A 26,978-nucleotide genomic window follows, 5' to 3' on the forward strand; every position below is an offset into this window, starting at 1 on the left:
TTCCCTTTGTCGATAACCCAATATTCTTGGTCATTGATTGCATTAATAACCCCTACTGTATTGGTACGAGCCTTGAAAAAGGCAGCATCATTATACACGTATTGGCCAACAAAAACATCATTCATTCTCCTTGGAGCTGAAATACGCGCATAACGGTATTTCCCTTGACTTCCACTTGGATAAGTAAATATTTCATTTCCTATCTTTTCAATCATTCCCTCTACATGAGCTTCGTCTCGTACATTTAATACTGTTGATCCATTCTGGAAAGTAATCATTCCATACGACACTTCTGTTACAGGATTAAATGCTGAATCTACCTTGATAACCCCCTCTTGAAAATCAGCAGATCCGTAGATATCAATATTTTGTTTCAAATCAAAAGCAACATGCTCCACCGGATTATCAAAAATTACATTGTAAAAAGAAGAAATACCATTTCCTGTTAATCGCTTGACTGCATTAGCCTCTCCATCAACAGTAAAAATAGTCTTCGAAGTCTTTTTATTTTTAGTAATCCCATACCCTCCATCATTAATGAAATGCTGAAAGTAAATCACTGTTCCATCATTGGTGACATTTCCTGATTTTTGATTTTCAAAAGTTCCTCCAAAAGAAATCAAATCTCCTGAAGACACGGAGAAAAGCCCTTGATTTGTAATTTTATTTTCTTTTTCTTGAGCATAGCATACAATACTACTATATCCAAGTAGTAACATTGTATATATTTTTTTCTTTGTCATTTTTTTTTGGTGGATTTACTCTGACTAGAATAACTAATACGTTGTACTAGAGTCAATAGCATAAAAAATAAACCATACGGCACATTTTTTTAAATACTCTTAGATAATTAAGCATTTAAAATCCTCTTCTTAAATTAAAATGTAATGCTGTAGTACAGACTTTCGACTTCACTCGCCTTAATACTATATATTTTTGTTCTCTATTCTCATCGAAATCTGCATGTTTACTTCATGTCAATATTTTTCTCCTGGCTGTTCTGTATCCTATTTAACAATAGAAAACAGAACAGTCGCCAAAAGAAAGTAACTAATGCATTTACTTTGTACTAACTTATACATCAGTCAGTGTAGTCTTTTATTATTTTTTCACATATTCTAAAATCAAATAGTACTCTCCAACTGGATGTTGTACACTCAATGTCCCAGCTATACCAAGAATAATTCGAGTAGATCCATTCTCTACCGTTTTCTTAATTACTCCTTCTGTAATAGAATTTGTAGTTTTATTAATCAAACGCGCTTGTAAGATTACTGATGAAAAATCTCCAGGAACTTCAATCTCATTTGTTTTTTCATTCAGTTGAATATCAAACACACGTTGTGCAATTTCCTTATCAGTACCCAACCATTTTTCAGGTTTAATTGTCTCTGTAGTTGAATAATTTACAACAGTACTAGGTATATTCGCAATAAAACTATCGATGTAATCTGTAAATACTGAACTTTGTTTTAACTCCTCAGGAATATTAATTTCCCAAGCTCTTTTGTTTTCATCTGTATAGATATAAACAGCTGGAACATTAACTCCTGCTTCTACTTTATTCAATAAGCTCGTTAGCGTTTCATTCGAATCGACTAAAGTTGCAATATCAATTACTTGTTCTTTTTCATCTTCTGCTGTATAAATCAAAAAGTCTTTACTTACAGCCTCTCCATTTTCTTGAGCAACTCGACGTTCATATTTTAGAGTCGTTAATGTTTCAGTAAATTCAACGTTAGTGGCATCTTTTCCATTGTTGAATACAAAACCTGCTTTTGCTTCTCCAGGTGCCGCATTATTTAATGTTAAACTTGCTACAATTGAATTATCTTGAATCATCTCTTTAAATTCATTGTTGTCTCCCAACTTGGTAATGAATTCACTGTTCTGCGTTAATTCCGTTACGAAAACATCATTGTTCGCAATGATTTTTCCTAAATCACTAATTGCTACTGGAAAACTAGCACCTTCTGTATCGGTAATAATTAATACATCATTTACTTCATCGATTTCAAAAGTTGCAATTTTGGTATTTCCTAAATTATCCCATTCAATTACAACTTCATCATCCCCATCGTAGTAGAAGAAATTGTGGTTAACAGTGTCGTATCCAACATTTCCATAAGTACCTTTTAACTCTTCAATGATATTTTTGATGAATTCGTTGTTCTCTGTAATCTGGTTGATAAAGTCTATGTTATCTCCTAGTTTGGTAATGAACTCACTGTTCTGCGTTAATTCCGTTACGAAAACATCATTGTTCGCAATGATTTTTCCTAAGTCACTAATTGCTACTGAAAAACTAGCACCTTCTGTATCGGTAATAATTAATACATCCTTTACTTCATCGATTTCAAAAGTTGCAATTTTTGTATTTCCTAAATCATCCCATTCAATTACAACTTTATCATCCCCATCGTAGTAGAAGAAATTGTGGTTAACAGTGTCATATCCAACATTTCCATAAGTACCTTTTAACTCTTCAATGATATTTTTGATGAATTCGTTGTTCTCTGTAATCTGGTTGATAAAGTCTACGTTATCTCCTAACTTGGTAATGAACTCACTGTTCTGCGTTAATTCCGTTACGAAAACATCATTGTTCGCAATGATTTTTCCTAGATCACTAATCGCTACTTCGAATACATTATCGTCCGTATCAGTAATTGTTAAGAAATCAGCTGTAACTACAAACGATTTGATTTTGGTATTTCCTAAATTATCCCATTCAATTACAACTTCATCATCCCCATCGTAGTAGAAGAAATTGTGGTTGACAGTGTCATATCCAACATTTCCATAAGTACCTTTTAACTCTTCAATGATATTTTTGATGAATTCGTTGTTCTCTGTAATCTGGTTGATAAAGTCTACGTTATCTCCTAGTTTGGTAATGAACTCACTGTTCTGCGTTAATTCCGTTACGAAAACATCATTATTCGCAATGATTTTTCCTAGATCACTAATCGCTACTTCGAATACATTATCGTCCGTATCAGTAATTGTTAAGAAATCAGCTGTAACTACAAACGATTTGATTTTTGTATTTCCTAAATTATCCCATTCAATTACAACTTCATCATCCCCATCGTAGTAGAAGAAATTGTGGTTGACAGTGTCGTATCCAACATTTCCATAAGTACCTTTTAACTCTTCAATTATATTTTTGATGAATTCGTTGTTCTCTGTAATGTGGTTGATAAAGTCTACGTTATCTCCTAGTTTGGTAATAAACTCACTGTTCTGCGTTAATTCCGTTACGAAAACATCATTGTTCGCAATGATTTTTCCTAGATCATTAATCGCTACTTCGAATACATTATCGTCTGTATCAGTAATTGTTAAGAAATCAGCTGTAACTACAAACGATTTGATTTTTGTATTTCCTAAATTATCCCATTCAATTACAACTTCATCATCCCCATCGTAGTAGAAGAAATTATGGTTGACAGTGTCATATCCAACATTTCCATAAGTACCTTTTAACTCTTCAATGATATTTTTGATGAATTCGTTGTTCTCTGTAATGTGGTTGATAAAGTCTACGTTATCTCCTAGTTTGGTAATGAACTCACTGTTCTGCGTTAATTCCGTTACAAAAACATCATTGTTCGCAATGATTTTTCCTAGATCACTAATCGCTACTTCGAATACATTATCGTCCGTATCAGTAATTGTTAAGAAATCAGCTGTAACTACAAACGATTTAATTTTTGTATTTCCTAAATCATCCCATTCAATTACAACTTCATCATCCCCATCGTAGTAGAAGAAATTGTGGTTGACAGTGTCGTATCCAACATTTCCATAAGTGCCTTTTAACTCTTCAATGATATTTTTGATGAATTCGTTGTTCTCTGTAATGTGGTTGATAAAGTCTACGTTATCTCCTAGTTTGGTAATAAAATCCTGGTTGACTGCAATAGTCTCAACAAAAGTTTTATTATTAGCTATTTCTGTAACAGATAAATACACGTTGTGATTTTCTGTATCTGTAATAATTAATGATTCTTCACCATTCTTATTTGGGTTCCCTCCAATAGTAAATGAATTATTCTTTCTATCTATATAAGTATGGCCTGAAAGCAATGGAGTCCATGCATCTGATTTCCAGTAATAAAAACCTGCCACCATTGTACTAGTTCCAGTATGGTAAACTAGTAAACTTTCTACAATATTCCAACGATTGTAGTTCTATCATCTGTACCTTTTAATTCGATACGTGGCAAAAGAACACCTTTATCAGTAGAAACAATATCTAATTGTGCAGAGTTTGCTGCTTTTTCAGTTCCAATACCAATTTGAGCCATAGCTGATCCACTTAAAACAAGTGTTAACAGAGGGATTAATCTTCTTATCATATTCAATTTTTTTGAATTATATAACTCTTAAAATTTTTCTTTACAAAAATATAATGATTATGTCATTTTTAATAATACAACATAATTATTACAAATAATTCACTAAAAATTATAATTAAATAAAAATACAAACATAATAATCATCAAAAAAAAACATTTTAATTCAAATGAAAAAAAATACAATAATTCGCATATAGTCATGAAGTGATTTCAAAAATTCTTACAGCTAGAATATTGACAAATAAATTTTTCTTTAAATTTTAAATAATCACGAAATGCAAACTTTTTTTCGAACCAAAAAAATAAATTATTCTCACCCTCTTTTTCTCTCCTTATATGAGAATCACCCACTTTTTTATTAAATAATCGTCAGGTTGATGCTTAGATACAAATTATTGTATGATATCTTTACTTAAAAAAGAGTGTGCTATTAGCGATGAACATTGCTAATTCATCCACTACTTTAGGTAGTATATTTTATTAAATAACCTTATCTACTAATCTTTTTGTTCAGTAGCACAAATAACCAATAAGGTGATTTAACTTTATATAGACTCCCTCGATTTATCTAGTTTATTGTCATTCTTATCTAGGTAAAAGTAGATTTTGAACAAAAAAATATATTCCTTTATTTCTATAAAAAATTAAGGAAATACAAAAAAACTAACACATAAAATTGCTTTCATATAATCTGTATCCATATAAAAATTGACGATATCAATCTTTTAAAATCAATTTAACTGCCAATTGCGGATTTTTTTAACCTAATTCACACGAAAAAAAACATAACGTTCTGTAGAATACCATAACTACAAATAAAATCGCTATAAATGGACAATAAGACAAAGAAGAGCTGGACTTGTACAATATACCTTCACAATCAATAGTTTCTTCCTATGTTTATAATAAAATAATTAATATCACATGAACCCATCAAGATAGAATCTAGGATCCAATTACATATGACTTCCTTCTTTATTATCTAAAACATCGAATTTCTTACGCATAAAAAAACAGTAGCAAACAAAAGCTTACTACTGTTAATATGTTGTATTTGTAAATTAGGGATTCTCTGTTGATTATATGGCAGCAAATCTTAAAGGAAAGAAAAAAGCTCCTTTTTTTATTTATCGCTTAATAATAAACAAGATATTAAAATACGACTTCTTTGACGTATCAGTACGCAGTACATCAAACGTTAATCTTCCATCATTTGTAATAGAAATCGTATTCGCATTAATTATCGTTTCATCAAAATCAGTAATAACATAATCTAATTCATTGCGTTGATACAATCGATCGGTTCCAGCCATAGGCAATACATCCATTGTAAAATTTGAATTAGAAATAAAGTTAGGATTTAATCTTCGCGTAAACTGTCTTTCATACTCCGCATACAAATCAACAACTTTCTGTGTATTTGCCTGTATATCAATATTAAAAGAAGGTAAGTAGAAAAAATAATTGACATTTTGTTGCGCGTCATTATTTTCAAGGATATCTTGTTTCTCCCATTCTGTTCCATTCCAGATGAACATACCTTTTGTAAATCCATTGGCTGTACTTAAGTTATACACTTGTAATCCGATGTGTTTTTCCTTAATCTTACTGCTCGTTGAACTAATCCAATCAGTATCTGTTGTAGGAATAAAAGGCTCTAATGTTGCTTTATTTACCAATAAAACACGGGGTAATAACAATCCTCCTGTTGTTGATGTCTCATTATTCGTACCAGGCGTTAAGCGATCACTAATATCTAAGAGTGCAGCTCGATTAGGTTGTCCTTCTGAACCAATAGTTACTTGTGCTTTGACAGATGTGGAGATACCAACCCCCAATAAAAGAACAAGAATCCAATATGTTTTTCTAGTTAATTTCATAATCATAATTTTCTTTTATTTTTTGCTTATTTTTTTTCTTTTCCTTGATGTACAACCAAATAAATAGTAAGGAAATGAGAACTATCTGGGTTAATATTATGTACAGTATAATCCATTATACCTGTATTGCTAATACTGTGAATTGTAATAATTTCTTTGTCATAATGCGTTACTACATAATCCAATTCATCATTTTTATAAGAATTATTTACAACAAATTCTCCTTTATTTGGCATGTTAGTAATGAAGTTATTAGCGTGTCTATTATTTAAATATACTTGATATAGATTAACAGTAAATCGCTTAATATCAATATTGTTCTTATTAATCAATGGTAAATTAAATGCAGGCAAGGGAAACACAATTCGATTAGGTACTAGCGGTTCTACTTTCTTAAACAAACGTTCCCACAGTGTTCCGTTCCAAACATAAGCTCCTGATTTTAGCTCCGTATTATTGGTAACATTGTACACTTCTAACCCGATATGCTCTTTTAACAAAGCTTCTTTCTTTACACGATCTGTCCATTCAACATCACTTGTACTGACGAAAGGTTCTAAGGTATAAGGATTAACCAAAGCGATACGCGGTAACAATACCCCTCCTTGAGATGAAGTTTCGTTTGCCGCATTGGCTTCTTGGCTTTTAATATCTAAAATAGCAGCTCTTTCATTCGTCAGATTAGAGCCTATAACAACCTGCCCATGAGCGAATGTAAACGACATTAGAGATAATAGGCTAAAAAACACCCCTCTAATCATATCTTTTTGTCTCATAATCAATAGTTTAATATTCTGAATTGCTTAAATTGTGATTCACAGGCAAATAACAACTATACACCGTGGTATATACTGTTTTTATTTCATCTTGTATTGGAACTCCTTGACTGTTTAATGGACGGAGTCTGATTAAGTAATTTCCGGGTTTTTTAAATACATGTTTTACCTCTGATGTATTGTTAATAATCTGAGGACCATCTCCTTCATCAAAATCAATCTCCAATCGCTGTGCATTGGACGTAATTTTATACACAGCTTCTTCACCCACACAAATTGTTGAAGTACCTTCTACACGTACAAAAAAAGAAGAGGCAAAAGTAGGAAGCCCCATTCGAGTACCAGATCCTCCATCATTTCCAGAACCTGTACCAGGTGATAGATTATATAGTGCATACACATTAGTACTCAAAGGTTCATCAGGTTTATCAAACATATACAAAACGGATGTTGCATCTCCACTTAGTGCAGGTTCAGACATGGTCAAATACAAACGAAAATCGGGACCTAATTGAAGTGCTGATGGAGTGTAGTTTCTTGTAAACGCAGGAGTATCATACGTTTTTAAAAATGCAGTATTGCCACGAAGCAACTCCTTAAATTCAAACACGTAAACTAAGGTTCCCGTTTGTCTTCCCGCACTTAAATAAAAGTAATTTCCATCTGGAGAAAATTCTGCCCCATAACAAAGTATAAAACGATTAGTTATACCTACATAGTCTTTCATATTGGAAAATTGCCCCGTACTATTGTCAAATTCTCCCCAAAGCAGATTAGATGCTTCATGCATTGCCAATGCAAAATGCTTTCCATCAGGAGAAATTTTCAAGTACCCATAAGTTCTTTCATCACTCTTCATTGTTAGCCCTGTAATAGGAGAAACAACAGGTGATTGAGATATTCCATCTTTCGTTAGCAACCAAGAAATCATTTTTGGATTTAAACCACTTCTTGATATAACTATAATCCAGTAATCCACTCCATTTGCATGTTTGGTAGCCGCTAGCGATTCCACAATATATTCTTTTCTCACACCTTGAGGAAGCGTAAATTGACGGTTTTTGGGTAATTCTAGTCTTCCTAAACCATTATTCGCTTGTGAATCCAGAATATTGTATGCAAATTTTGGCACTCGTTCTCCAGCTATTCCAATAGAAACTGCTACATATTTATTTCTATTACCAGGGTAAGGAATAATAATTCCTGACTGAGCAGAACTTCGATGCCCTTCTAAGCCTTCTCCGTTTTCCAACACATGGTGATTCGCACTGTAAATCGTCACACCATCAGAATAAAACATCAATTTTCCGTTGGTATCAGACAGCGCAAAGCATCCTTCTCTTGTACTCATCGGATATATTTCTGTACGAGAATCGTATTTAGTGGGAATTCCACTCACTGAAACACTAATATTCGGATTATCATTAGGTGTTAGATTCATAGTCTGTGTTCGATTCCAGGTGATTCCCTGTCCCGAACCATAAAACCAGTTACTCGCTTCTTTTTGTGCATACGCACTTAAGCTCAATATAGTGAATACTATACTACAGTAAAATTGTATCTTTTTCATTCTTTTTCTTGCTATTTATTTTTATTCTACAACGAATTTGTGAATATTAGGATTCACTGGTAATTGAGGAGCCCGTGGTGGATTACAAACCTCTACGATTACATTTATTTTTTTCACATTGTCTCTAGTAGGTCGATATGAGCTATCGAAAAATTCAATTTGAATCAAATATACTCCTGGCGTTGTATATGAATAAGTCGTTTCTAGTGTTCCCGCAAAAGGAGATATTGGAACCATTTTTTTTGGTTTACCATCACCAAAATCCCAATACGATTTTGTCGCATCTTGTGAGACAAATCGAAGATCTATTTTATACTCTCTCTCAACTCCTCTACACGCTTTTTGCGTTTCATACGTCATCGTTCTACTTTGCATACCATCTAAAGGTCGATCAGGTAAGTCTTGATACAACTCTTCTAGTGCTGCCTCATCTAAATCTTTAATCTTCTCCAATTCCAATTGTTCTTGCTCTTGCAACAACTCTTTGGTAAGCATGGTAGATTTAACAGGCGTAAATACAACGCTTAAATCTCTTTCTTGTGCATAACTGTCACCAAATTGCACACAAAAGGCCAAGGCTAAACTAAACAGTAATTTTTGTACTTTTCTTTTCATTTATTTTTATAACATTTGCTAATTAATTGCACTACAACTAATCTTATTTTTCTTTTATCAAATTATTTAATTCTCAAAAATTAACCATAACATCTATGAAATAGTTATTAAAAAGTACAAAGTTAGCTTTTAAAACCTTCCAATTCAATCAATAAAATACTAAGTATCAAAAGGTCAAAACAATTTCAAATTAAATAAATAACAAAGCAATTCTCTTTTTATAAGATTCCTTATTTTTCATTTAAAATAAAATACATACAGCAAATAAAACAGCTTATAAAAATCTCAATACGTGATTCCACGAACCCATGACCTTTTGTAAACTTCTAATAATTATTAAACAAAATTTAACTATAATTAACATTAATTAACAAATAAAGACATCTCTCAAATCAAGAGTTAAAAACAAATCCAAAGTCCATGTTTACGGTCTATTTAACAAACAATTAACAAAGTTGGAACTGCTATTTGACAGACGAATAAACGCTAGTAAAACTCCAATTCGAATGTAAATATTCGAATTAACTGAAAGTAACAAGGTTTAGACTAACGAATGTAAAAAAGGGTTCAATATAAAGTATTCCAAAATGGGTAAAAATAGATGCCAATAGCATCTTGAATTGATCCAATGAAAGTAAATGACAAGAAAGAAGTTGAATCAAAATCACTAAGGCAAAAGAAAACCCAACTTGATGAAGTTGGGTTTTATATTTTTAAAATTCCAAGACAAATTCTTCTTTAGGAATCCTTACTTTTTTCATAGGTGCAATCCAATCATTCGCCGAATCGGCATATCCTATATACATCAAAGACACACTTTTTAAACCTAGTTCTTTCAATCCTAAAACACGATCAACTACTTCATTGCTAAATCCTTCCGCTGGCGTAGAATCTACTCTTAACTCAGCCGCTTGAGCTAATGCAAGTCCTAAAGCAATATACGTCTGACGAGCTGCGTGAGCAAAGTTGGCTTCACTAGGTTGATTCAGATACATCTGTTTTAATTTATCTGTATAACTGCTAAATCTCCCTCGTGGTAGATTGCGTTGATCTGTCGTAAAATCATATACCGTATCAATTCGATCTTCGGTGTATTGATCCCAAGCAGCAAAAATTAACACGTGAGAACAATCGCGCATACAATCGGGATTTAATGCTCCTTCTGCTAATTTTTCTTTGATCGCTTGATCGCGTACCACCAGTAATTTAAAAGGCTGAAGCCCTGAAGAAGTTGGTGCCAACCGAGCTGCTTCTATAATTTTATCTACTTGTTCTTCACTTACTTTTTTTGTAGAGTCATACGCTTTTACAGCATGTCTCCATTTCAAATTTTCTATCAATGACATGGCTCTTATTTTTGTTTATTTAAAATTTTCATTACACTATTTTTCAGTTCTAAAACCTCTTCTTCCGAAACTTGCATGGACTCCATAAGTTTCTGCGGAATATCCTTTGCCTGCTCTTCTAAAGCAAGTCCTTTTTCCGTTAACGATATGTTTACTACACGCTCATCTTGAGGGTTTCGCTTTCTTTCTACCATTCCCTTTTGCTCCATGCGCTTCAAGAGAGGCGTGAGTGTTCCACTATCCAAAAACACTTTATCTCCAAGCTGTCCCACCGTTTGTTCGCGTTCTTTCCACAAAACCAGTAAGACCAAATATTGCGGATAGGTAATTCCCAAATCATCCAAAAAAGGACGATAGTGATGGACAATCTCTCTTGCTAAAGCATAAATAGGAAAACAAACCTGGTTTTCAAGTGATAAGGAATCAATCATTAGAATCTGACTTAAAATATAAAGCAAAGATACGTTATTATATTGTGCACAATATAATTTTAAACAATATTTTAAGAGCAAAGGATTCTCCTTTTTCATTCAGTTCATCATTTACGCCACATCATATTGCTATATTTATTTATAACATATAAATTAATTGTTTTTTTACTATAAAAAACGGTAAAATTATTTGTTTTTATTTATTATTTTTTTTTAAAAAACTAAATAGAATCATTCCAAATAAATAGCTATTTATTTATTTTTGCGACTGAAAATTTTATCAAAATAAGACCTATGAACATGAAGTATTACATTTTACTCCTCGCATCAATTATTTCCTATTCTTCGTTATCACAAGAAATCATCACATCAGAACAACAAGAAGATACCCAGTTAGAAGAGGTTATTGTATCGACTACTCGTCTTCCCGAAATCAATCGAAATAGCGCTAGTTCCGTAATTGTTATCACCCAAAAAGAGATTGAAAGCTACGCTCAATTTAATTCAGACATGTCTGTGATACTAGGCTTAGCCATTCCTTCTATTGGATTGAGTTCTAACACGACCAGCAATAGAAGTCAAACCTTAAGAGGAAGGCAAATACTCGTACTCATCGATGGTATTCCTCAGAGTACTCCTTTGCGCAATACGGATAGAGATTTACGCACAATTAGTCCATATGCTCTCTCGCGTATCGAGGTTATCGAAGGTGCTACTTCCTTATATGGAAGTGGAGGCGCTGGTGGTATAGTCAACTTTATCACCAAGAAAGGAGTTCAGGGTAAAGTCTTTAGTGGGAGTACCTCTCTTGCTTTAACGGATGCCTTTATCTCCAAAGGTAAGAACACAAATGGCTATAAACTAAACCAACAATTTAGCGGAACGATCGGCGACGTTGACTATTTAATCCACGCTGGTATAATCAAATCAGGAAGATCAGTAGATGGTGAAGGGCAATACATTTCTCCTCGATATGGTTTAGGGGAAGTCACCACACAGAATTTGTTAACTAAAATCGGTTATAACCTCAACGCCAATAACCGAATTGAACTCATGTACAACTTCTATAATGCACTTCAAGATACAGACTTGATAGGTACTGGAGGAAAATATTTACACACTCCCCAAATAGGCACCATTGGAAAGAAAGACCCTGCTGCAAAAAATGAAGGAACAAAATACAACCACAATGCTTATCTTACTTACACAAGTAAAGAAATATGGACCAACACTGATGTAGAAGCCGCTCTATTTGGACAAAAACTCTATACACTCTTTGATTATAGACCACATAACCCCAAATCTCCTAGATGGGAAGAAACAGGAGGGCAAGCTACGATTAAAGCAGAAAAATTAGGCGCAAGGCTCAGTATCTTATCAAAAATAAATTTTACGGAGGATATTAAAACAAGCTATATCGCAGGTGGAGATTACTTAGTAGATAAAACAAGTCAACCCTTGGTAGACGGTCGATTATGGGTTCCTGAGTTAAAAGCATATAATAGTGCACTGTATCTACAAACGCGCACCACATTTTACAACAATCTAATGTTCAAAGCAGGGATTCGCTATGATCATATACAGGTAAAAGTACCCGATTACAAAACGATACCACCAAAACAAAATCAGCAAGGCATAGCGGTTAAAGGAGGAACCTTAAACTACGACAATATTTCGTTTAATGCAGCCCTTCTTTACACTGTTACACGCGAATTTAATCCCTATATTTCCTTTTCTCAAGGGATGTCGATCTACGATCTTGGACGTATTTTAAGGGATGCAAATGACGATGTTGTCTCCAAAATCGCAACCGATCCTGTAGTAACGAATAACTACGAAGTAGGTTTTACAAGTAAAATCGGAAATAATTGGAACTTTAAAGCCGCTTATTTTTTGTCAACTGCTAAACTAGGAAGTGATTTACAAGCAGGAGAAGGTGGTTTCTGGAAAGTAGTTCGAAGTCCACAACGCATTCAAGGAATTGAACTAAGTTTTGATGGAAAACCAGTAAACTGGGCGACTGTAGGAGGTAGTTTTTCAAGCTATGAAGGAAAATTGAAATTAGACAACAGCTCAAGCTACGATACGTATATGAGTGGTTTGTCTATTGCAGCACCAAAACTTAGCTTATTTACTTCTATAACGCCTATTCAAAACTTTGTATTTAATTTATACTATACTCATACGGCTAAACGGGATTGCTTTACGCCTATGCCCAACAAAGAAGGAGTACTCACCTACAAAGAAGGGGAAGGTAGAGTGGCTGCTATTGATTTGTTCAACTTTCACACAGCTTATCAATATAACAAAAACATACAACTATCACTTGGTATTGAGAACCTGTTGAATAAAACCTATTACACTAGTGCTTCTATGTTAACCGCCAGAGATGCAGAGTATGCCAGAGGAAATGGTAGATACTATACCGTATCACTTACTTTTACCTATTAATTCTAAAAAAGAGGAGTTCCCAAAAGGTTCTCCTCTTTTACTTTCATTTCAACGCGATCACTTGCAAAAGCAAATAATGCACTACCAAAGCTACCACTTACCAACAAGTAAGTAGTTTCCAATTAGAAACCTATGTTCTTCAACCACTTAAGTTATCTTATCTTTGTGTAATAACTGTCAAATACAGCATATAGAAAGGAGTACTTATCGATTTTGACTACTGTTTAGGTATCAATTGGAAGTAAATTAATGCTGGACAACAGACAACAATCAACAAATTGCAGCTCGCTATAGGAAATTAAAACAACAAGTAAAATTTACTCCTTTTCGCTTTCTCTATTATTGCTTATAGTGACTAAAACAAACAAATACTAAAATTATGAATGACAATAAAACAAACAACCCACTTTTGTGTGATATCGAAACGGGTATGTGTGAAACCTCCACCACACAAACAGAACAACAAACCATAAAAAACGCATCTATACAAGGCGAAAAAATTAAAGTAGTGTATTTTACCGACCCGATTTGTTCTTCTTGTTGGGGGATTGAACCTCAACTGCGCAAATTGAAATTGGAATATGGGCCAGCTATTGAGATCGAATACCGCATGGGCGGGCTCCTCCCCGATTGGAACTACAATAGTGGTGGAATCAGCAAACCCGCCGATGTTGCACAGCATTGGGATGAGGTCAGTCTGCACTATGATATGCCAATTGATGGAGATGTATGGCTAGAAGATCCGCTGAGTTCTTCCTATCCTTCGTCTATTGCTTTTAAAGCCGCACAAATTCAAGACAAAAACAAGAACGAAAACAAAGCCATTGCCTTTTTACGCGTCGTTCGGGAAATGGTCTTCTTAGAAAAGAAAAACATTGCCAAATGGGAGCACCTAGAAGCCGCGGCAAAGCAAGTAGGCTTAGATCCTATCCAACTCAAAGCAGACTATGAAGGAAAAGCAAGAGCCCTATTTGAAGAGGATTTGCAACTAGCGCGAACCTATGGAGTACGCGGATTTCCAACCCTGTTTTTTGAATGTGCTGAAACAAGGGAATTAGTATATGGTACAAAACCGTATCCTTTTTATGAAACAGCCCTCTTAACCCTGAATCCACAAGTACAAAAATTACATTATGCCAAGACTTGGGAATATTTATTTGGTGTATATCCAACACTCACAGCCAAAGAATTTGCTGAATTGTCAGGAATGCCAAGAGTAGAAAGTGAACAACATTTAACTCAACTCGCAACAGACGGTATCTTAGTACAGGCGACAACCAAGAATGGCTCGATATGGGCATTAAAAAAATAAAAACGACTTACGTTATATAAAAAAAGCTCCAAAATTTGGAGCTTTTTTTATAGTATTAATCTTCTTCTTCTTCTTCCATTTTTACTTTAATGGGTAAATTAGGATTAACAGTAGTTGAACACGATTTCATTATCGCAGTAACTTTAGTTGGTCTACTTCGGTATATATCTTCTGCAAACGGTCCACCACTTCCATCTTCTTTCGCTTTTACAGAATAGTACACACTATACTCTCCATCTTCTAAATCATTTCGTTCTGGAGTGAAATAAAAGGTTACATCGGGTCTAAAAGTACTATCATGACGGTAATACATTTCCCACAAGCCAACCCCTGGTTCTTCATACTCAAGTATCATAAGAAGACCATCCTGTCGCTTTGAAGTAGTGATATCAAAACCATCTTCATCTTCAAAACGCAGTGTACTTAAATCTGCATTATACTGCCCTTCTCTAGAATCTGGATCATCGATAGTTCCTTGATAAAAAGTAGAATTAGAAAGAAGTTTTTCTATCACAACATAATTTTCAAAATCAGTTGCAGGAGTGGAACAAACTACAACTTCACGATCTACCGTAATTGGCGCATAAGGCAAATCCACGATTACTTCCTTGATCATTTGGGTTTGTGTTGCCCCGCCTGTACTCGCAGCGAAACCAACCTTAAAGACATCTGGAACCTTGGTTTGAAACGTATAAACATTTCCGTTTTGATCTCTCGTTTTAAAAGAATTTGGATAGTAAAAATCAGTAAAAGGGTTCTTATATCCATAAAACTTATCTTGTTTGACTTTGACACTAACTAGCATTCCATCCTCTCCATTATTCACAGGAATTAAAGTAGCAGTTACTGTATTGTAATAAGGAGCCCAACCATCGTATTTCAATGTTCTTAAATCACTCATTCCCCCAGGATTACTATACGTACTTGTCTCATAATCACCAGTATCATAATCTAATATTGCTCTTGCCACACCAGGATAGCCTTCATTACCATAAGCCACTTGTTCTGTACCCAAAACAGGATATCCTTTATAGCGATCATTTTTAAATTGTCCACCACGCAACGTAATATGATCATCATACTTATATGTCAATCCGTCGATTCCTTCCCTTTTTTCACCAGAGGATACAGCGCGTTCTCTAAATCCTCCAAAAACATCCAGTCCAATCCCTAAATAAGCCCCATTTAATCCCGCTGTATCATCTCCATTATTGTATGCATAACCTAACCCAGCCCCTGCGGCTCCAATTTCAAAGTCTTTATCTCCATCGAATAAAAACATACTCATCCCATCTCCATACGTTCCAAAATATTTTTTCCCATCATACATTGCATATTTAAATTCTACAATAATTCCGTGATTCGATGGAAATTCAATATCCTTCAAATAAAATCCACTAAAAGCAAACTCGTCTTGATCTTCAGTCAAGACAAGCCCGTATTCTGTATAACGGCTACTTCCTGTAGGAGCATTTTCACCAATATGTTCTTCTATTTCATCTGGTGCATAAGTCTCTGTCAATACTACACGATAGGGAAAAGGTCGATCCTTCGTTTGCCCCCATAGTAGATTTGCACATAAACCAATGAATAGTAGTAGTATCTTGTTTCTCATTTTCTTTCTTTTATTTGCAATAAAAAAGGGTGTTCTTGCTGTATCAAATTCTTTTTTACAGAAAGCATCACGTCAATTCACATTGAGAAGTAACTTGTCTCTCGTAAGACAAGTTACTTTGTTACCTCTTCGCTTATTTCAACTGCATCACTACATTAAAATAAGTTTTAGCAGTCACATTTGGATTTCTCTTCGTTTTATAAGTCAAATCTCCATCCTCATCAATATCCACCTCTTCGAATACCTCATCATCATAGTACACGATAAAGAAATCTAACTCTTCGCGATCGTATATATTCAATCTTGCACCAGTTCTAGAACCAATAGCATTGCTAAATTGCTCATAATAAATTTCATATACATCTTTCAATCCTTCTGCACCTGGCTCAATTTCTACCACAAAAGACGGCGCATAAAAGAACCCTGCACCTCCACCTGATGGACGTCTAAATTCAGCTGAACCATCTCCTTTTGATGTTAGGACTAATCCTTCTTCTGCATACTCTTCTTCTAGTTCTTCTGTAGCTATTTTGGAAGGGGTTACACTATAATCTTGGATAACTTGAAAACCAACCGAATTACGCGCTAATTTGTCAAAAGTCACTGCATCATCTGCTAATTCATCTGTTCCCACTGCTTTCACCGCTATTTTATCAGAAGTAACTGCTTGATCTGCTAGTTTTTCCTCTGTTACAGCATCATTTTGTAATTCCTCTGTTCCTACTGCTCCGCCTGCTAATTCATCGCTTCCAATTGTCGCATATTTGATGTGTCTTCCTTCAATACTGTGTTCATTCACATCCAATGCTACGTTTTTCAATACAGCATCTGTACCTTCAGAAACTTTGATAATAGGGCTTCCCGTTAAATTACCTTTGGTTACATCCTGTCCTGTTGGAGCTTTAAAGGCTACTTTTCCATTGGCTTCAACCGTCAATACATGACCAACTGTTTCTCCAGCTGCACTAATTTTCGCTTTGGTTACTGCTGCATCTTTGATTTTACTTGTCGCTACCGCTTCATTAGCAAGTTTTGCTTCTACTACAGCACCACCTGCAATTTTTGATTCGGTTACTGCATTACCTCCAATTTTTCGTTCAGTTACTGCACCTTCAGAAATTTTTTCATTGGTAATAGCATCATCCATAATCTTAACCGATGTTATAGCATCGTTTTCAATATGCCCTGTTTTAACTCCATTATTTTTAAGACTAAGCGTTGCATTGTGTAAAACTGCTCCTTGCCCATTGGCAACATCAATAGAAGTTGATCCTTTCAATTCTCCTCTAGATACTCCTGCAGGAGCTGCAAAACTTACATTACCATTGCCATCTGCTGTTAATACATGTCCTGCGGTAGCTGAGGTATTCCCTGTTTTAGAACTCATTTTGGCTGTTGTAACTACATTAGCTCCTAATTGTCCTGTCCCTACTCCACCATCAGCAATCGATACTTTTGCATCTTTTAACAACGCTTGATTTGCACCAGCTCCTGTTATAGAAATACCAGTTCCAGACTGTAGTGCTTTACCACTTGATCCCACTACAGATTCTAAGCTTTCAAAAGCTGCACCACCTTGTCCATCCGTGGTCAATACAAGACCTCTTGCTTTTTCTGAGGATGCAATTTTATCTTCTGTTACATTTCTCGCAGCGATATGTGCCGTTTTAATTCCACCTTCTGCTACTTTAATGTTTACGTTTTGTAACGCAGCATTGTTTGTTGCAATCGTCAAGGAAGTATCCGAAGTAATCGGCTTCCCTTGCGTAGTCGCCACAGCTTCAAACGATTGGAACTTTACATTTCCAGCACCATCTGCTGTTAATACCGTACCACTAGTTGCGTTATGGTCTCCTACAACTGACGTTATTTTTTGTGTCGTAATTGCTTGATCTTTGATGTGTTTTGTTTCAATTCCACCTTCAGCAACCGCAATGGTTGTTTCTGCTAATAAAGCTTTGTTATTAGCCGTTACTGTAATTGAATGATCTGCAGTAAGATCTTTTCCTTCTCCTTCAAAAGCTGTATTACTCAAGGCTTTAAATTCTACTGTACCATTAGTTCCTGTAGCAGTTAACACCGTATTAGCTGCTGCTGATCCCGCAGCTATTTTATCAACTGTTACTGCACCAGCAGCCAGTTTTACTCCTTGTACCCCACCATCTGCAAGGTCAATTTTTGTTGGTGCTAATACCGCATTTAAACCATCTGTATCATCTGTAAATACTAAAGCACTACCTAAGCTTAAATCTTCTCCTCCTGCCTGAACAGCTTCTTTCAATACATAATCGAATCCACCTTGTCCGTCAGTAACTAAGATAAAATCACGCGCTTGACTTGCACTACTTAATTTATCTTTTGTGATACTGTTATTCGCTACACTCAAATGAATATCTTTCAACAACGTTTTTTCTCCATTAGTAGACATTTGAATGATAGTATCTGTCGTTAAATTACCCGCTGTTAAATCAACGATTTCTCCTAACTCACCCCAAGTAACTTCACCATTTTCTCCACTTAGTAGGACACTTTGTGCCGTTATCCCTTCCGAAGAAAGTTTATCAGCCGTTATCACTTGATCTGCAATTTTAGCGTTGGTTACTGCGCCATCTTTTAATTGAGTAGCGGTAATTCCTTGGTCTTTGATTCCCAATTTAAGGTCTGCCAGGACTTTATCCACTCCATTATTTACGGTTACCACTCCATCCGTTGAAATGGTACCTTTACTTGTCAATTGACTCGCTTTTAACGGTTCAAAAGTTACTGTAACTCCATTAGATCCGACAGTCGCAACTGATCCTGCTTGTGCATTACCACCGTGTAGTTTCCCTGCTTTGATTGAATTGTCTTTGATTCCGAAATGAACATCGCCTAACACTTTACCTACTCCATTATCTACGGTTACAACCTCATCTGTGGTAATATTTCCCTTCTCAGTAAGAACTGCTGAAGATAATGCTTGATATACCACTTCTCCTGCTGCATTGGCAACCGCTACTCTATTGTCACCTCCCGTTCCGGCAGTTAATTTCGCTGCTTGGATCGTTTGATTGGCAATATTGCCATTTTTAATGGTTTCTGGAGCAATATGTCTTCCGAGTACTCCTCCGTCATTGATTTTTACAACTACACTCGTTTCTTCTGTACCAAATAAAACGTTTTCTCCCCCTTCAACAATAATTCCCTCTGATCCTACTAAGTCTCCTTGCATTGCTGGAGCAACAACTTGATCTGTCGTTGTAAACGCTGCATTTCCAGAACCATCAGCGGTTAACACAGCACCTCTTTCTATATCAGTCGCATTAATCTTAGCTGCAGTAACAGACTTGTTTTGAATGTGATTCGTACCGATTCCATCTTCTTTTACCTTTAAGCTAAACGGTTGTAAAACAGCTTTTGATGTATCACCAGTTGCTGCTAAAGAGCTATCTAATGTCAAGGCTTGTCCACTAACTACGGCTGCCATCGGTTGATAAATCACAGATCCATCCGCTTGTGCTACAGGTACGTGATTTTCTTTGTTCTCTCCTGCATATAATTTATCCGCAGTAATCGCTTGGTTTTTAATCTTTTCCCCAGTAACTCCTTGGTTTTTCAACGATAAAGTCATTTCCGTTAAGGCTGCTTTTTCACCTCCTGTAACCTGAATCGCTGCATCACCTTGTACTAATTTTCCTTGCGCTGCTACTGTGGTATAAATATCGTTTTGAACGGTTGACTCATTTAAGATTTCCGTGATATTTTCGATTACGGTACCTGCTACGTCAATTGTTCCAATTGGAGTATTCGAGGCTTTGTTATAAAATGTAAATACACCTGATTCGTCTTCCTCAATACGCAACGTATTTGCATCAAATGTTACACCATCGCCAATTACCTCTCCTGCTGCATTTACATCATTTTCATTGAAATAAGTAAACGTACCATTGTTGTTATTTTGTAAGACTGTTACTTTTTCTTGTGTGCTAATAATTTCTTCAATAATGGAGTCTGTTGCATCTACCCATTCTGCTTTTCCTTGCTCATTGGTAACTAAAAGTTGCTTTGCATTACCACCTTTGATCTTAGCTGTCGTTACTCCTTCATTGGCGATAGTCAATGTTACAGGTGTAAATACAGCATCCGCCACACTTGTATTTCCATTAATTAAAATGCCATTTCCTGATAAAGTTGCTTTCTCGATTTCAAGTTGCTCAAGCACTTCCACTTTTTGGTTGATTTGATTAATTGCTTCTTCAATATTGGTATACTGATGAGAGGAATTATCTTCAAATACAATAGATTTCGCACGTACATCAATAGTTGCTAAAGGTGTATTACTTGCTTTATCTGTAAATACGAATACCCCTGTAGTATCTTGTGCGATTTTTAACGTATTCGCGTCGAATTTTACTCCTGTTGCATCTGGTTTAACCGCACCATTTTGATCGATATCGGCTTCGTTAAAATAAGTAAACGTTCCGTCTCCATTGTCTCTTACAATAGTAGTAGTTTCATTTAAACTAGTGATTATTTGTAAGATATCACTTTCTGCATCTAACCACGTTACTGCTCCAGAACGATCTGTACCTAATAATTTTAAAGCACCATCCCCAATCATTTTAGCTGCACTTACAGCTTGCGCTTGGATTTTATCTGCTGAAACTGAATTTTGTGCCAGTTTTTCCTCTGTAATTCCTCCATTTTTCACATCAAGGGTTACATCTGCTAACGCTGCGTGATCCCCACCAGTAACATCAATAGCAGGTGCTCCAATAATAGCTTTCCCCCCATTTCCAATCACTTCTCCAAGCGGTTGGAATTGAGCTCCTCCTTCTATTGTTGAGGTTAAAACTAATCCAGCACCTTTAGTTGTGCTAATTTTATCTTCCGTTACAGCTCCATCTGCAAGATGTGCGTTTTTAATTCCGCCTGCTGCTACTTTGATATCCAACGCTTGTAATGCCGCTTTGTTTCCAGCAGTCATAGCCAATGATTGATCTGAAGAAGCCACGGCATGTCCTTGTGTTTCTGCTACATCACCCAATGTTTTAAATACTGCATTTCCTGCTCCATCCGACGTTAATACTGCTCCACTTGCTGCTGTTTGAGCGTCAATTTTAGCTGTTGTTACTGCTTTATTGGCTAAATGCGTATTATCAACTCCTCCTGCTGCAATACCAATAGTTAAGTCTTTTAATACGGCTTTATTATCCGCTGGAATTGTTAATGATCCATCCGATTTCAAATCTGCTTCTGTTCCTTCAAAAGCAGTTTCATTAATTTTTCTATAGGTTACATTCCCTTGACCATCTGCTGTTAACACTGCATTTTCGGCTGCACCAAGCGCAGAGATCTTAGCTGTAGTAACGGATCCATCCGCTAATTTTGCTTCTGTAATTCCACCGTCTGTAATTCCTATTTTGGTTTCTGCCAATACAGCAGAAACTCCATTTCCATCTAAAAATTCTAGCTCATCGCCCAATTGTAAATCTGCACCTGCTTGTACAATGCTCTCTCTATCCACATAGTGGAAACCGCCATTTGCATCGGTTACCATCACCATGCCTGGTTGAGATCCCGCATTACTTAGCTTACTAATTTCAATAGTTTTATCGGCGAGTTGTTGGTTGGTAATACTACCATCCTTAATGCCTAACTTCACATCGTTAAATAGAGAATTAACTCCATCCCCTTCTTTTAACTCAATAATATTATCTGTAGTTAAATTACCTGCTGCATCTGTTACAATATCATCTAACTCTCCCCATTTCACTACGCCTTGATCATCAATAACCATCACGCGTTTTGGTGGTTCATTCCCTGCTGATATTTTATCTACCGTGATCGTATTCGCTGCAATTTGTTGATTGGTAATTGTACCATCCGCCAATTGAGTTGCTGTAATCGATTGATTAGTAATACTCAAGTTAACATCGGCTAATACTTTACCCGTTCCATTGTCAACTGCTACAATACCATCTGTGGTAATATTTCCTTTCTCGGCAATTGCATTGGCTTCTAATGGTTTATAACTCACTGTACCATCCGCATTTACTGTTGCTACTGCCCCAGTTTCTGCTCCTGTAGCATCTAATCGATCAGCTTGAATACTTTGCTCTCCAATACTGAACGTTACATCGCTTAATACTTTTCCTACCCCATCATTTACTAAGATTACCCCATCTGTGGTAATATTTCCTTTATCTGTAATAACAGCAGAAGTTAATGGTAAATAACTTACCGATCCATCCGCATTTACAGTCGCTACTTTACCTGCGTCTGTTGTGTCCGCCGCTAGCTTAGTTGCTGTAATGGTTTGATCCGCTATATTTTCGCCTTTTACCGCTTTGATACCAATGTGTTTTCCTGCGATTCCTCTTTCGTTGATTCCTACGGTTACTTCTTTATCCGTACCACCAAACAACACATTTTCACCTCCACCAGCAATGGTAATTACGCCAGCTTCTCCTTTTAAATCACCTTGAGCCGCAGGTTTTACTGCATCAGCAATACTTTCAAAAGATGCATTGCCCAATCCATCTGCAGTTAAAATAGCATTTTGTGCAACTCCTGTAGCATTAATTTTAGCTACCGTTACTGCTCCATCCTGGATGTGACCTTCTTTTACTCCATCTTGTTGGATGTTGATTGTCACATTTTGAAGCGCTGCTTTATTTCCATTGGTAATAGCAATAGAAGCATCTGTACTTTGTATCTTTTTCCCTTTAGCCGCTACAGAAGCAAAAATTTGATTCTGCACTTCTTCTTGGTTTAAGATTTCCGTGATATTCTCTACGATATTCGTTGTTACATCAATCGTTGCAATTGGTGTATCACTTGATAAGTCATAAAATTCATAGACTCCCGAACCTAAATTCGTCACGGGATCCATTTTTTGTTCTACGCGAAGCGTATTCGCATTGAACGTAGTTCCCAATGCTCCTGGTTTCTTATCTCCATTGGCATCATAGTCATCCTCATTGAAATATGTAAATGTCCCATTTTGATTATCAATCAATTCAGTTACTGCTTGATTGAGTGATAAGATTTCTTTGATTGGTTCATCTGTTGCGCTAATCCACTGTGCTGTTCCATCAGCTCCCGTTACTAAAAACTGTCCCGTTGAACCTGGTTTGATTTTAGCTGTAGTAACCGCTTGATTTTTAATTGTTTCAGTCGTCACTCCTTCATTGGCAATAGTTAATTCCATCGCATTCAATACAGCCGTATCTCCAGCTCCTCCAATTGCAATGGAAGCATTTGGTGAAGTTACCGCTTTTCCTTGTGCAGCTACGGAATGGTAAATATCGTTTTGTACCGTTGTATCATTTAAGATTTCTGTGATGTTTTCAATCACACTTCCCGCAACGTCAATCACTGCTATAGGAGTTGTTGCATTCGACTTATCGTAAAAGGCGTACGTATTGTCTGCTGTTTTATCGATACGAAGCGTATTCGCGTCAAATTTCACGCCTTGCCCTGGAATAGCATTTCCATCAGTATCAATTCCCTTTTCGTTATAATACGTAAAAGTTCCATCGCCACCGTCAACTAATAAGGTTACTTTTTCGTTGAATTCAAATGCTTCTTGGATCACTTCATCTGAAGCATCTACCCATTTTACCGTACCGTTTTCATCCGTCACTAATAACTGTTTGTTTCCACCTGGAGCAATTTTAGCTGTTGTAATTCCTGCATTAGCAACTGAAAGCTGCATGGCATTCAATACCGCTTGATCTCCGTTGGTTATCGTAATCGAGCCATCTGCTGCAGTCGCTGCTTTTCCTTGTGCCGCTACGGAATGGTAAATATCGTTTTGTACCGTTGTATCGTTTAAGATTTCTGTAATATTTTCAATCACACTTCCTGCAACGTCAATCACAGCAAGTGGGGTTGTTGCATCAGATTTATCGTAAAAAGCATACGAATTATCTGCTGTTTTTTCAATGCGAAGGGTGTTAGCATCAAACGTCATTCCCATACCTGGAATTACAGCTCCATCTTCGTCAATTCCCTTTTCATTGTAATAGGTAAAGGTTCCATTTCCTTCATCCACAAGTAAAGTTAATGCTTCGTGGTGTTCTACCAATTCTTTGATAATTTCATCCGAAGCACCTACCCATTTTACAGCTCCATTTTCATCTGTAATCAACACTTGTTTATGATCACCAGGCGCAATTTTAATTGGCGAAACTGCTCCTGTTTTTAATTTATACGAACTAATCGCTTCGTCGTCAATTTTACCTTCTGTAATGGCATTGTCAGCAATCGATAAGGTAATGTCTTTCAACACCGCATTGCTCTCTTGTGCTTCTCCATTCACTAAGATACCATTCCCTCTCAAATCTGAAGGTCTGCCTTGGGCAACTTCAATCTTCTGAATGATTGTATCTAAAATTTCTTGTAGATTATCTCCAGGGATGTTTTCTGAATTATTTTCAAAAACAATCGAACTCGCTCTTGTGCTGATGGTCATCAATGGGTTGTCCGCTGTTGTTACTCCATCGTAAAAATCGTAGATGCCCTTTTCACGAACACCTGTTCTTTCGCGTATTTGCAAGGTATTTGCATCAAATTTCACGCCTTGTCCTGGAATGGCATTTCCATCGGCATCGATTCCTTTTTCGTTATAGTACGTAAAAGTTCCATCGCCACCATCAACTAATAAGGTTACTTTTTCATTGAATTCAAATGCTTCCTGAATCACTTCATCTGAAACATCTACCCATTTTACAGCACCATTTTCATCCGTAACTAACAGTTGTTTATTTCCACCTGGAGCAATTTTAGCTGTTGTAATTCCTGCATTAGCAACCGAAAGTTGCATCGCATTCAATACCGCTTGATCTCCATTGGTTACTGTAATAGAGCCATCCGCAGCGGTAGCAGCTTTTCCTTGCGCCGCTACGGAATGGTAAATATCGTTTTGTACGGTTGTATCATTTAAGATTTCCGTGATGTTTTCAATCACACTTCCCGCAACGTCAATCACTGCAATAGGAGTCGTAGCATTCGACTTATCGTAAAAAGCATACGTATTATCCGCTGTTTTGTCAATGCGAAGGGTATTCGCATCAAACTTCACGCCTTGTCCTGGAATGGCATTTCCATCGGCATCGATCCCTTTTTCGTTGTAGTACGTAAAAGTTCCATCGCCACCATCCACTAACAAAGTTACTTTTTCATTGAATTCAAACGCTTCTTGGATCACTTCATCTGAAGCATCTACCCATTTTACAGCTCCGTTTTCATCCGTAATCAGTAATTGTTTATTTCCACCCGGAGCAATTTTAGCCGTGGTAATTCCTGCATTGGCAACCGAAAGTTGCATCGCATTCAATACCGCTTGATCTCCATTGGTTACTGTAATAGAACCATCCGCTGCAGTCGCTGCTTTTCCTTGCGCCGCTACGGAATGGTAAATATCGTTTTGTACCGTTGTATCGTTTAAGATTTCTGTGATGTTTTCAATCACACTTCCTGCAACGTCAATCACTGCAATAGGAGTCGTTGCGTTGGACTTATCGTAAAAGGCATACGTATTATCCGCTGTTTTATCAATGCGAAGGGTATTCGCATCAAACTTCACGCCTTGCCCTGGAATAGCATTTCCATCGGCATCGATCCCTTTTTCGTTGTAATACGTAAAAGTTCCATCGCCACCATCCACTAACAAAGTTACTTTTTCGTTAAACTCAAACGCTTCTTGAATCACTTCATCCGAAACATCTACCCATTTTACAACTCCGTTTTCATCCGTTACTAACAGTTGTTTGTTTCCGCCTGGTGCAATTTTAGCCGTGGTAATACTCGAAGGTTTAATACTTAACGAAGTTGCTGTAAACACTGCTCGCTCTCCGCCAACTACTTCGATGATACTATCACCTGATAGTGCTTTTGCATTTTGAGTAATCGATTGAACAATTTCATTAATGACCTCTTCTTGATTGATGATTACATTAATATTATTAATTACATCAGCGGTAACATCAATGACTGTTTGAGTATTATCTTCTGAGGTATAGGTATATTTTCCTTGACCATTCGATTCAAGTGTCGTTACGAGATTAACATCCGCTAAAGGAACCGAAACGGTGTGATTTTTAGAATCGCGTAAAAACAAGGTTTGCTCCTGTATGTTAACCGCTAATTCTTCATTGGCTGCTAAATCTTCTAAGAAATCATCCGTTGAAGAAATTAAACGAACCCATTGTTTATCGAACCAGAAGTAGTACCCTGGTTTTAGTTCATTACTCTCTGTAGTATTGAATACCAAGAGACTATTTGGTGTTTTTCCCCCGTTAATATTTGAACTATTCGTAGCTGATACTAAAGGAATTCTAGGAATTAAAACTCCTTTAAAACTACCTGCGTTTGCTTCTACATCTAATAAAGCCGCTGGATTTGGATTTGCAGTTCCAATACCCACTTGGGCAAATGCGAAGCCAGACATCATAAGTAATGCGACTGAAAGTACATTTTTTTTCATAAACAACTATTTATTTCGATTATGTTTAATTTTAAATAAAAAACACAAAACATGATATTTTCGTTAATACTGTTAACACTCCAAATACAATGCCAAAAATCAAATATTTATGTATTTTTTATTTAAACAAAAAAGATTTTTTATTCT

General features: G+C 36.1%; 12 protein-coding genes and 1 pseudogene. 2 read left to right on the top strand and 11 right to left on the bottom strand.

Annotation, left to right across the window (positions count from 1 at the left end):
- From ACUTSE_RS10080 to ACUTSE_RS10120, 9 genes and pseudogenes are all read right to left on the bottom strand, one after another.
- Positions 1 to 719: pseudogene (locus ACUTSE_RS10080) on the bottom strand (gliding motility-associated C-terminal domain-containing protein); the annotation flags it as partial.
- A gap of 382 nt (positions 720 to 1,101) precedes the next feature.
- Positions 1,102 to 4,137 (bottom strand): hypothetical protein, encoded by a 3,036-nt coding sequence (locus ACUTSE_RS10085; RefSeq protein WP_445640132.1) that lies wholly within the window; start codon positions 4,135 to 4,137, stop codon positions 1,102 to 1,104.
- Positions 4,138 to 4,172: 35 nt separating this feature from the next.
- The gene (locus ACUTSE_RS10090; RefSeq protein ID WP_445640133.1) at positions 4,173 to 4,364 is read right to left on the bottom strand and encodes a hypothetical protein; all 192 of its coding nucleotides are present in this window, start codon (positions 4,362 to 4,364) and stop codon (positions 4,173 to 4,175) included.
- A 1,127-nt stretch (positions 4,365 to 5,491) separates the two neighbouring features.
- Positions 5,492 to 6,244, bottom strand: coding sequence for a hypothetical protein (locus tag ACUTSE_RS10095; protein WP_445640134.1), 753 nt, complete (start codon positions 6,242 to 6,244; stop codon positions 5,492 to 5,494).
- A 26-nt stretch (positions 6,245 to 6,270) separates the two neighbouring features.
- Positions 6,271 to 7,020 (bottom strand): hypothetical protein, encoded by a 750-nt coding sequence (locus ACUTSE_RS10100; RefSeq protein ID WP_445640135.1) that lies wholly within the window; start codon positions 7,018 to 7,020, stop codon positions 6,271 to 6,273.
- 10 nt (positions 7,021 to 7,030) lie between these two features.
- Positions 7,031 to 8,590: a hypothetical protein gene (locus ACUTSE_RS10105; RefSeq protein WP_445640136.1), complete on the bottom strand. Its 1,560-nt coding sequence runs from the start codon at positions 8,588 to 8,590 to the stop codon at positions 7,031 to 7,033.
- 21 nt (positions 8,591 to 8,611) lie between these two features.
- Positions 8,612 to 9,205: a hypothetical protein gene (locus tag ACUTSE_RS10110; RefSeq protein ID WP_445640137.1), complete on the bottom strand. Its 594-nt coding sequence runs from the start codon at positions 9,203 to 9,205 to the stop codon at positions 8,612 to 8,614.
- A gap of 713 nt (positions 9,206 to 9,918) precedes the next feature.
- Positions 9,919 to 10,551 (bottom strand): nitroreductase family protein, encoded by a 633-nt coding sequence (locus tag ACUTSE_RS10115; protein ID WP_445640138.1) that lies wholly within the window; start codon positions 10,549 to 10,551, stop codon positions 9,919 to 9,921.
- A 5-nt stretch (positions 10,552 to 10,556) separates the two neighbouring features.
- Positions 10,557 to 11,009 carry a MarR family winged helix-turn-helix transcriptional regulator gene (locus tag ACUTSE_RS10120; protein ID WP_445640239.1) on the bottom strand — a complete coding sequence of 151 codons (453 nt, stop codon included), beginning with the start codon at positions 11,007 to 11,009 and terminating at the stop codon, positions 10,557 to 10,559.
- A 273-nt stretch (positions 11,010 to 11,282) separates the two neighbouring features.
- Here ACUTSE_RS10120 and ACUTSE_RS10125 point away from each other — a divergent pair, with 273 nt between their 5' ends.
- Positions 11,283 to 13,433 carry a TonB-dependent receptor gene (locus ACUTSE_RS10125; RefSeq protein ID WP_445640139.1) on the top strand — a complete coding sequence of 717 codons (2,151 nt, stop codon included), beginning with the start codon at positions 11,283 to 11,285 and terminating at the stop codon, positions 13,431 to 13,433.
- 379 nt (positions 13,434 to 13,812) lie between these two features.
- On the top strand, positions 13,813 to 14,745 hold the full coding sequence (locus tag ACUTSE_RS10130; protein ID WP_445640140.1) for a DsbA family protein: 933 nt from the start codon (positions 13,813 to 13,815) through the stop codon (positions 14,743 to 14,745).
- Positions 14,746 to 14,800: 55 nt separating this feature from the next.
- On the opposite strand, the gene ACUTSE_RS10135 is transcribed toward ACUTSE_RS10130, so the two are convergent.
- Together ACUTSE_RS10135 and ACUTSE_RS10140 are read right to left on the bottom strand one after the other, a co-directional pair.
- On the bottom strand, positions 14,801 to 16,360 hold the full coding sequence (locus ACUTSE_RS10135; RefSeq protein WP_445640141.1) for a hypothetical protein: 1,560 nt from the start codon (positions 16,358 to 16,360) through the stop codon (positions 14,801 to 14,803).
- Between the two features lie 133 nt (positions 16,361 to 16,493).
- The gene (locus ACUTSE_RS10140; RefSeq protein WP_445640142.1) at positions 16,494 to 26,831 is read right to left on the bottom strand and encodes a beta strand repeat-containing protein; all 10,338 of its coding nucleotides are present in this window, start codon (positions 26,829 to 26,831) and stop codon (positions 16,494 to 16,496) included.
- Positions 26,832 to 26,978: the final 147 nt, after the last annotated feature.

Source organism: Myroides sp. TSA_177.3, from assembly GCF_052691955.1.

What these genes read in the sequence shown, in the direction of transcription:
- ACUTSE_RS10085 (WP_445640132.1), bottom strand. Translation starts at nt 4,137, where the DNA reads ATGGTGGCAGGTTTTTATTACTGGAAATCAGATGCATGGACTCCATTG.
- ACUTSE_RS10090 (WP_445640133.1), bottom strand. Translation starts at nt 4,364, where the DNA reads ATGATAAGAAGATTAATCCCTCTGTTAACACTTGTTTTAAGTGGATCA.
- ACUTSE_RS10095 (WP_445640134.1), bottom strand. Translation starts at nt 6,244, where the DNA reads ATGAAATTAACTAGAAAAACATATTGGATTCTTGTTCTTTTATTGGGG.
- ACUTSE_RS10100 (WP_445640135.1), bottom strand. Translation starts at nt 7,020, where the DNA reads ATGAGACAAAAAGATATGATTAGAGGGGTGTTTTTTAGCCTATTATCT.
- ACUTSE_RS10105 (WP_445640136.1), bottom strand. Translation starts at nt 8,590, where the DNA reads ATGAAAAAGATACAATTTTACTGTAGTATAGTATTCACTATATTGAGC.
- ACUTSE_RS10110 (WP_445640137.1), bottom strand. Translation starts at nt 9,205, where the DNA reads ATGAAAAGAAAAGTACAAAAATTACTGTTTAGTTTAGCCTTGGCCTTT.
- ACUTSE_RS10115 (WP_445640138.1), bottom strand. Translation starts at nt 10,551, where the DNA reads ATGTCATTGATAGAAAATTTGAAATGGAGACATGCTGTAAAAGCGTAT.
- ACUTSE_RS10125 (WP_445640139.1), top strand. Translation starts at nt 11,283, where the DNA reads ATGAAGTATTACATTTTACTCCTCGCATCAATTATTTCCTATTCTTCG.
- ACUTSE_RS10130 (WP_445640140.1), top strand. Translation starts at nt 13,813, where the DNA reads ATGAATGACAATAAAACAAACAACCCACTTTTGTGTGATATCGAAACG.
- ACUTSE_RS10135 (WP_445640141.1), bottom strand. Translation starts at nt 16,360, where the DNA reads ATGAGAAACAAGATACTACTACTATTCATTGGTTTATGTGCAAATCTA.
- ACUTSE_RS10140 (WP_445640142.1), bottom strand. Translation starts at nt 26,831, where the DNA reads ATGAAAAAAAATGTACTTTCAGTCGCATTACTTATGATGTCTGGCTTC.